This is a genomic window from Streptomyces sp. NPDC055013, assembly GCF_053608645.1.
Genome location: NZ_JBSGVW010000029.1, coordinates 125,885 through 134,741 on the forward strand (window position 1 = coordinate 125,885; position 8,857 = coordinate 134,741).

Annotated in this window: 6 protein-coding genes; 2 read left to right on the forward strand and 4 right to left on the reverse strand. The window is 70.1% G+C overall.

The annotated features are described in order from the left end of the window. Positions 1-99: 99 nt before the first annotated feature. Positions 100-657, forward strand: coding sequence for an acyl-CoA thioesterase (locus ACWGDB_RS30245; RefSeq protein WP_427840850.1), 558 nt, complete (start codon positions 100-102; stop codon positions 655-657). A gap of 39 nt (positions 658-696) precedes the next feature. Here ACWGDB_RS30245 and ACWGDB_RS30250 read toward each other — a convergent pair whose 3' ends face one another. Next, a complete protein-coding gene (locus ACWGDB_RS30250) occupies positions 697-2,151 on the reverse strand; it encodes an LCP family protein (RefSeq protein ID WP_453825331.1) in 1,455 nt (484 codons plus the stop codon). 141 nt (positions 2,152-2,292) lie between these two features. Between ACWGDB_RS30250 and ACWGDB_RS30255 the strand changes: the two genes are divergently transcribed. Further along, a complete protein-coding gene (locus ACWGDB_RS30255) occupies positions 2,293-3,330 on the forward strand; it encodes a glycosyltransferase family 2 protein (protein ID WP_453825332.1) in 1,038 nt (345 codons plus the stop codon). A gap of 21 nt (positions 3,331-3,351) precedes the next feature. Here ACWGDB_RS30255 and ACWGDB_RS30260 read toward each other — a convergent pair whose 3' ends face one another. The 3 genes from ACWGDB_RS30260 to ACWGDB_RS30270 form a co-directional block, all read right to left on the reverse strand. Then, positions 3,352-4,929, reverse strand: coding sequence for an LCP family protein (locus ACWGDB_RS30260; protein WP_453825333.1), 1,578 nt, complete (start codon positions 4,927-4,929; stop codon positions 3,352-3,354). Positions 4,930-5,373: 444 nt separating this feature from the next. After that, on the reverse strand, positions 5,374-7,179 hold the full coding sequence (locus tag ACWGDB_RS30265) for an LCP family protein (RefSeq protein WP_453825334.1): 1,806 nt from the start codon (positions 7,177-7,179) through the stop codon (positions 5,374-5,376). 224 nt (positions 7,180-7,403) lie between these two features. Next, positions 7,404-8,558 carry an LCP family protein gene (locus tag ACWGDB_RS30270; RefSeq protein WP_453825335.1) on the reverse strand — a complete coding sequence of 385 codons (1,155 nt, stop codon included), beginning with the start codon at positions 8,556-8,558 and terminating at the stop codon, positions 7,404-7,406. Positions 8,559-8,857: the final 299 nt, after the last annotated feature.

Here is an 8,857-nt window from a genome sequence, read left to right on the forward strand (position 1 = left end):
TGGCCAGGTCACTTACAAGGTTCGGCGGAAAATAGAGGCACGGCTGTTGCGAACCCAACACAAAGTCCGCGAATGTCGACGCGGCATAAGGTGGAGGCCATGACAGACCAGGTCACCGCCGCAGAGTCGGGCACTCCGGAGATCCCGGGCAAGCCCACCTCCGCATCCCGCACCACGCTCAGCCACATCATGACCCACAACGACACCAACCTCCTCGGGACGGTGCACGGCGGTGTGATCATGAAACTCGTCGACGACGCCGCGGGCGCGGTGGCCGGCCGGCACAGTGGCGGCCCCGCCGTCACCGCGTCCATGGACGAGATGGTCTTCCTCGAGCCGGTCCGTGTCGGCGACCTCGTCCATGTGAAGGCCCAGGTCAACTGGACCGGCCGGACCTCGATGGAGGTCGGCGTACGAGTCCTCGCGGAACGCTGGAACGAGTCCGCGCCGGCCACCCAGGTGGGCTCGGCCTACCTGGTCTTCGCGGCGGTCGACGCCGACGGCAAGCCACGACGCGTCCCCGAGGTGCTCCCGGAAACCGAGCGCGACAAGCGCCGCAACCAGGAGGCCCAGATCCGCCGCACCCACCGTCTGGCCCGCCGGAGAGCCATCAAGGAGCTCCGCGAGAAGAGGGCGGCCGAGGGGTACGAGGACTGAGGGCGCTGCCGAGGGTTGCCGGGCGGGATAGCCGCCGGACTAGGAGCACCCCGCCTCGTCGCCCCGTACGACCGTCGCCTGGCCCTGGGTCGGGTCCTCGGCCCGTACCTTGCGCACCTTCTTGAAGTCCGTCCCGGCGATCACCTTCAGGGTGGGACCCAGCCCCTTCACGGGGCGTAGTTCGCTGCCCGGGAGTGCGGCTGCCAGGGACTTCGCCGAGCGGTCCCAGCCGGGGTCGTGGGCGACGACCGTGCGCTTCACGGAGCGCTCCGCCGCGTTCGCCGGACGGCCCGTCGTACGGAACCCGGCCGTCGCGAGCGCAGCGTCGACGCGCTTGCCGAGGTCCGCCCGCGCCGTGCCGTTCTCCACCTGGACGCGGATCTGCTGCGGGGCGACCTCCACCGGGACGGCCCTCCTCTTCGGCCGTTGCGCGGCCAGTGGCTTGTCCTCGCGCAGGGCCCGGAAGAGGCGTTCGGCCTGTGAGGTGTTCCACTTCACGGTGGAGCCGAGGCCCTTCACCTCGTACGCCAGCTGCCCGATCGGCACGGTCGTGAACTCCGACGACGACGGCGAGAAGTTACGCATCGCCCGCCCGAGGTCGAGCAGTTCCCCCGTGCCGAACCCCTTGTCCGCCCGCACCGACCCCAGCACCGCCCGCGTCACGTCCCGGAACCGCATCGGGTTCAGCAGGATCCCGGACGACGTCGCCCGCTCGATCAGCGCCGCCATGAACCGCTGCTGACGGTGCACCCGGCCCAGATCCGAGTCGCTGTCGACGTGCCGCGCGCGGACGTACTGCAACGCCTCCCCGCCCATCAGCCGATGCGTGCCGGCCGGCAGGTCCAGCCCGGTGTAGGAGTCCTTCAGCGGCTCGGCCGTGCAGATCCGCACGCCGCCGACCACGTCGACCGTCTTCATGAAGCTGGTGAAGTCGACCTCCAGATAGTGGTCGATCTTCACATGCGTCATGTGCTCGACCGTGCGCACGGTGAGGTTCGGCCCGCCCTCCGCGTACGCCGCGTTGATCTTGATGGGATGGGCCTTGCGCCCCTCACCCGCGGGCACCTCGGCGTACGAGTCGCGCGGCAGGCTCACCACGCTCGCCCGCTCCCGGTCCTCCGAGATGTGCACGATCATGATCGTGTCCGTGCAGTGACACGGGGCGCCACCGAGCCGGTACCTGCGCCGCTCCTCCTCGCTGATGCGGTCGCGGCCGTCCGTGCCGACGAGCAGGACGTTCATCCCGTGCCCGGCCTGCGGCCGGTTCTTCATGTCCTTGAACGGGTCCACCCGCGCGATCTTCGCGTCCAGGCTGGTGACCACCGCGTGCCCGATCCCGGCGGACGCGAGGACCACGACGGACAGCGTGGTCACCGCCCGCATGGCCCACCGCGGCCGCCTCCGCCGTCGAGGCGCGGCCGGCCGCGCCCCGCCACGGGGCGGCCGCGGGCTGCGCTGCGGCGGGGCGGAAGAGCGGCGGGGCGGCGTGGGCATGGGGGGATACCTCCGCTGGGGTTGCCCTGGGGGCCGTACGTGGGATCCGTGAGCACCGTAGGCCCATACGATCTGCTGCCCGGAGCACCGGCCCCGGCGGGGCGCATCGGTGTCCCCCGTTCGCGGTAACGTGAGCCCCCTATGAACGCCAATCCCGACGTGCAGCTCCCCGCCGTGTCCGTGATCATGCCCGTCCTCAACGAGGAGCGGCATCTGCGCGGAGCAGTCCAAGCGATCCTCGCGCAGGAGTACGCCGGCGAGATGGAGGTCGTGATCGCCCTCGGTCCGTCCACGGACCGCACGGACGAGATCGCCGCCGAGCTCGTACGGGACGATCCTCGCGTCCACACCGTCCCGAACCCGACCGGCCGCACGCCGGCCGCGCTGAACGCCGCGATCAAGGCCTCCCGCCACCCGATCGTGGTCCGCGTCGACGGCCACGGCATGCTCTCGCCGAGCTACATCACCACCGCCGTACGCCTCCTGGAGGAGACCGGCGCGCAGAACGTCGGCGGCATCATGCACGCCGAGGGCGAGAACGACTGGGAGCACGCCGTCGCCGCCGCGATGACGTCGAAGATCGGCGTCGGCAACGCCGCCTTCCACACCGGAGGCGAGGCCCAGCAGGCCGAGACCGTGTACCTCGGCGTCTTCCGGCGCGAGGCACTGGAGCAACAGGGCGGCTACAACGAGGAGTTCATCCGCGCCCAGGACTGGGAGCTCAACTTCCGGATCCGGGAAGCGGGTGGGCTGATCTGGTTCTCGCCCGAGCTGAAGGTGTCGTACCGCCCGAGGCCGTCGGTGAAGGCACTCGCCAAGCAGTACAAGGACTACGGCCGCTGGCGTCACGTCGTCGCCCGCTACCACGCCGGCTCCATCAACCTGCGCTACCTCGCCCCGCCGACGGCGGTGTGCGCGATCGCCGCGGGCCTCGTGATGGGCGCCCTGGTCACCCCGTGGGCGCTGGTCGTCCCCGGCGGCTACCTCGCGGCCATCACCGCCGGCTCGCTCCCGGCCGGCAAGGGCCTCCCGCTGAAGGCGCGCCTCCAGATCCCCGTCGCCCTCGCCACCATGCACATGGCCTGGGGATACGGCTTCCTGACCAGCCCGCGGGCCCTGGCGAGGAAGGTCATCGCCTCCCGCCGCCCGGCCGTGCTCAGCGTCGACAGCGCCGGCTGAGCCCGCCGGGCGGGGCGCCCGTCACCACGTGAAGTCCGGGTCGACCTTCATACAGGCCTTGGTGTCGGAGGCGTTCAGCGCTTCCGCCGTGTCCGGGGTCCTGTCGTCCTGCTTCGGCGCCTTGTACGCCGTCCCCTCCCGCCAGTCCGCGCCGACGACGAGGGTGACGCCGGAGACGTCCGTGGACCTCTCGACGGCGTCGGCCGGGATGCCGAGGGCCTTGGCGAGCCGCTGGGCGTCGCCCTCCAGGTCGGCGCTCGGGAAACGGACGAGGGTCGTGTCCGCGGTGGGCGTGGCCGAGGCGTCCGCGACGGCCTGGGTGAAGCCCTCGTCCACGAGCAGCCCGGCGATGGTGGTCGCGCGGCCCTGGGCCGGGGCGAGGACGTCGGTGCGGGTGCCGTTCTGCACCTGCACGGCGATCTCGTCGTCCGCCGCGGCCGGATCGGTGGAGGTCTTCTCCTCGGTGGCCTTCTTCTTGTCCTTGCCGTCCAGGGCGATGTCCTCGCGCACCAGCCGGAACAGCTTGGTCGCGTCCTCGGTGGGCTCGACGCGCGAACCGACGTAGCGGTTGGGCATCGTCGTCATGGTGATGCGCGAGGTCGGCACCTTCTTGAGCTCGCCGGCCAGGTCGTAGAGCTTGGCCACCGTGCCCAGTCCCGGGTCGACGGTCAGCGCGTTGGTGGCCGCCTCGGCGAGGGCGCGGAGCTTGCCCGGGTTGCTCAGCTTGGCGTTCTTGCGCAGCTCGCGGACCATCGAGTTCATGTACTGGTGCTGCGCCTTGGCGCGGGCCAGGTCGCTGCCGTCCTCGAAGCCGTACCGGGTGCGCAGCCACTGCAGGGCCTGCTCGCCCTTGACGTACGTCGTGCCCTTCTCCAGCTTCAGCCCGGAGCCGTGGCCCTGGCTGTCCTTGGAGTGGATGTTGGCGTTCACGCAGACCGGGACGCCGCCGATGGCGTCCGCCATCGACACCACGCCCGAGAAGTCGATCATCATGAAGTGGTCGATGTGGATGTCGGTCAGCTTCTCCCACGTCGCCACCGTGCACCCCGGGCCGCCGCGGCCGAGCGACTGGTTCGTCATCGCGCGTTGGCGGGCCTGGTAGACGTCCCCGCTGTCCGGGTCCGTGCACTTGGGGATGTCCACCAGTGTGTCGCGGGGCATGCTCACCACTGACATGTTGGTGCGGTCGGCCGAGACGTGCAGCAGCATCTGGACGTCGGCGAGGGGGGTGCCGCCGAAGGTCTCCTTGGCGCCGCCGAGCTTCTGGTTCTCCTTGCTGTCCCGGGCGTCCGAGCCGATCAGCAGGATGTTCAGCGGCGTCTGACCGGCCGCGTTCGCCTCGGTCCGGGCGGCGCGGTCCTTGGCGTCGCCGATGTTGAGGTCGTCCTTCTTCAGGTTGCCGTTGAGGTGCTGGTAGTAGAGATACCCGGCACCCGCGGTGCCCAGTATCACCACCGCCAGAACCGTCGCCGACCAGCGCAGCACCCGCCGTTTGCGGGGTCTGCCGTCGGCCCCACGGCTGCCCCCGGAACCCCCGCCACCGTGCCGTCCGCCCTGGTCGGCCGGCGTGTCCTGGTCGGCCTGCGGGGTGAGGGACATGGTGTCCTCCACCGCGGGGGCATCCCCTCGCACACTGCTCTGCGCCAACTGTCTGCCCTTCCCCACCCTTTGCCCGACACGGCTCCGCCCCGCGCCGGACCTCCCTGTCCGGTGTGGAGCGAACCATGTCGGACCACCCTGTCCGACGCCGGTTCGCAACCTGTCAGACCCCTGTGGGTCCGAGCCCGGTTGGCCACGCGTCGGCAAAATTCACGCCCGGCACGGCCGCGTGGTGTGCCGGGCCAACGCCGCCTGACACAACCGTGTCTTGTGTCAGACCAACGAGAGTCGGCCACAGTTGCGTTCCTCGCCGGAGTTTCCGTACCGGAGATTCCGTGCCGCGGTGCCGCGCGGCGGACGCGGGTGCGGATGCCCTGCCGAGGCCTTCGAGCGGAACGGACCCGCCGCCCGCCAAGCAGGCGGTGGGACGGGCCCGTTGGCTGACTACTTCGCGCACTCCACCTTGTCGGCCGTGGACTTCTCCACGTCGGGTGCCTTGCTCGGAGCCGTGAGCGAAACGCCCGCACCCTTGAAGTCCTTGCCCAGCGTCAGCGTCATCGTGGGCAGGCCCTGGGAGTTGGTCACGCTCTTGCCGGGCTTCAACGCGGACCCGGACAGCCCCATGATCGCGGCGAGCCGGCGTGCCTGGTCCGCCTGGTCCGGGGCGTACTCCAGCGTCGTCTTCGACAGCGGTTCCGGGGCGTTGCCCGCGTTCTCGGACTTCTCCACGCCCTCCTCGGTCTGCAGCCAGGTGAGGGTCTCCTGGGCGCTGCCCGCGGGGGCTCCGCCGTTGTAGACCTGCACCCGCACATCGGCGGGGTCGGCCTTGGTGCCCTTGAGCCGGGCGGCCACGGCGGCGGCTTCCTTCTTCTTCTGCTCCTTGACCGCGGTGAAGGAGACGTCGTTCTGGATCGCCTGGAAGACCTGGGGAGCCGTGGTCGGGTTGGGGACGACCGTCGCCCGGACCTTCTCCGTCGGGTTGTCTATCACCGGAACCGTCGTGAAGGTCAGGTTCTTGGTGTTGAGCTTGCCGAGCTCCAGGCCGAGGTCCTTCAGCTTGTCGATGGTGTCGAGCGCCGAGTCGACGGTGAGCGCCTTCGTGCCCGCCTCGGCCAGCTTGATCATCTTCGACGGGCTGGTGAGGGTGTCGTTCGACTTCAGCTTGCGCATCAGCGCGCTGAGGAACTGCTGCTGGAGCCCGATCCGGCTCAGGTCGCCGCCGGTGCCGACGGCATGCCGGGTGCGGACGAAGGCCAGCGCCTGCTCGCCCTCGATCACATGCTCGCCCTTGGGGAGGTCGAGCTTGGAGTCGGGGTCGTTGATGTCCTTGGCGAGGCACACCTCGACGCCGCCGACCGCCGATGTCAGCGTCTTCACGGCGTTGAAGTCGGCCACCATGAAGTTGTCCGCCTGGATTCCGGTCAGCTCGGTGACCGTCCGCACGGTGCAGCTGGGCGTGCGGCCCTCCTGGCCGAGGCTGGTGTTGAAACGGACGCCGGTCTCGCCCGCGATGACCTTCGAGGAGCCGTCCTCCTGCGTGGTCGGGCAGTCCGGGATGTCGACGATCAGGTCACGCGGGATGCTCAGCGCGGTCGCGTTCGAGCGGTCCTTGGAGACGTGCAGCAGGATCGTGGTGTCGGCGTGCCCGGCGCTGCCGGAGTCGCCGTACTTGTCGTTGCCCGCGCCCGTGCGCTTGTCCGTGCCGATGAGCAGGATGTTGATGGCCTTGTCCTTCGAGAAGCCACCGGTGCTCGCGCCGTCGTCGGAGACGGACTGGATGTTGTCGTTGAGGTGCTCGATGTAGAGATACGCGCCCGCGGCGGCGGCGACCACCACGAACGCGGTGATTCCGCCGGTCCAGAGCAGGGCCCGCTTCGCCTTGTTCTTCTTCACCGGCCGCCGGCCACGCCGGCCCGGCGGCTCCTCGGGCGCACCCTTGCGCCTGCGCTGCGACGGCACCTCACGGCCCGGCGCGGGACGCGTCTCGCGCGCGGGGGCGGCGGTGCGATTGCGTACGGCACCCCCGGCGCCCGCGCCGCTGCCCGCACCTCCGGCGCCGGTCCCCCCGGCAGTCGTGCCGCCGGCACGGGACGCCGCTCCCGCCCGGGAGGCGGATCTACGGGGTCCGGGTACCGATGACTGCGGAGCGGAAGGAGCCAGTCGCAGTTCGTATTCGCCGGTGTTCGGATTGAGCACCCACTGGTCTGCGGGATCGATGTCGTCCGCCCGCCCACGGCCTTGCGCGTCCACGGTTGTCTGAATCCTCCGTCGGGGCCACGCGGCGCCTACCCCCTCCAAGGCGCTCGGGTCTCGGTCAAACAGTGCGCAAGCCTAACTACGGCCGGGTGCACCGGATCGCTCACACTATCCGCCCAGTTCAGCGTCGAGCGACGACGGTGACAAATTCCACGTCCCTACAACTGGGCAATCCGGCGCATTTCTTTGAACTGGGGTTCGTCGACTTGGTGAGCGCTTTACCCGCAGGGGTTCCGGGCGGCGGTGTTGCCGCGGAAGGTGGGCGCCGGGGAGGCGGGATCCGAGGGCTCGGGGCCCTGGGACGTTTCGGGCGAATTCACGACTTCCACCGGGGCGTCGACGCGCAGCCGCTCGAAGAGCCGCTCCGCTTCGGGTTCCACGAGTTGGTCGCGATTGGCGTTGTAGATGTACGACTCCCTCGGGACCGTGAGGAATTGCACGCGTTCGGTGGGGATGTCGCGCACCCCACGCGCAAGTTCGTACAAACCACGCAAGCTGGCCAGGGCCGGGTCCGTGGTGAGGGAGGAAGTGGCGGCGTCCAGGACCGGATAGAGACGGACCGGGTTCAGCAGTACGTCGTTGCTCTGCACCTTGTGCACGAGCGCGGCGAGGAAGCGCTGCTGGCGGTCCATGCGGTCGGTGTCGCTGCCGTCGCCGAGGGTCTTGCGGGCGCGGACGTAGCCGAGGGCCTGCTCGCCGTTGAGGGTGACCTTGCCGGCCGGGAGCCTCAGCTTGGCGGCCTTGTCGTTGATGGGCTTGCTGAGGCAGATCTCCACGCCGTCGACGGCGTCGACCATTTCCTTGAAGCCGTGGAAGTCGACGACCATGTGGTGGTCGATCCGGATGTTGGTCATCCGCTCCACGGTCCGGATGGTGCAGGCCGAACCGCCCATCTGGAATGCGTAGTTGAACATCGCGAACATGGGCTCGCTGCGGGAGCCGTTGGACTTCCGGCACCCGGGGACGTCGACCATCAGGTCACGGGGTATCGAGACGGCGGTGGCGCTGCGGCGCTTGCCGGAGAGGTGCAGCAGGATGGTGGTGTCGGAGCGCTCGGTACCGGAGTCGCGTCCGTAGCGGCGGTTTCCCTGGCCCGCCCTCGAGTCCGACCCGATGAGCAGGATGTTCTGGGCGCCGCTGACGCGTGCGGTGGGGCGTTCTTTCTCATACCGGGCCAATTCGGCCGCGGCGGCCTCGTCGGGCGTGATGTTGGAGTTGAGCTTCGCGTACACGGCCCACCCGGCCCCACCGGCGGCAATGACCACCAGCCCGAGCCCCAGGACCCCCCGCCGCACCCACCGCCGCACGGACCTCTTGTCCCTGCCCGCCTTACTGCCCGACGCCCCGGGGCGCGCACGTGCGGAGTCGGTCACGGCTGGGTCCACCCCTCAGTGCGTAGTGCGTGCGGTGTGGGCTGCTGTTACCACCGTGGCGTGGATGGGGGGTGGGGGGTGGGTGGTGGGGGGCTGAATGGGTGACGGGGCCTTCGGCGGTTGGGCGGGGATGCCTGCGGCGGCCTGTTGCTGTGTGGTGGGGGTTCGCGTAGCGCCTGCTGTTTCGTTGTGGGTCGGGGCCGTGCCGGGGGGTGTCCGTCCTCGGACCGGCGGTTGGGGTTGGGCAGGGTGGTTTTCGTTTCTTGACGCCGGCCACTGCGGGCGGACACCCCCCGGCC

Excerpts from the sequence above, each read along its gene's own strand:
- ACWGDB_RS30245 (WP_427840850.1), top strand. The coding sequence starts at position 100 with ATGACAGACCAGGTCACCGCCGCAGAGTCGGGCACTCCGGAGATCCCG.
- ACWGDB_RS30250 (WP_453825331.1), bottom strand. The coding sequence starts at position 2,151 with ATGCCCACGCCGCCCCGCCGCTCTTCCGCCCCGCCGCAGCGCAGCCCG.
- ACWGDB_RS30255 (WP_453825332.1), top strand. The coding sequence starts at position 2,293 with ATGAACGCCAATCCCGACGTGCAGCTCCCCGCCGTGTCCGTGATCATG.
- ACWGDB_RS30260 (WP_453825333.1), bottom strand. The coding sequence starts at position 4,929 with ATGTCCCTCACCCCGCAGGCCGACCAGGACACGCCGGCCGACCAGGGC.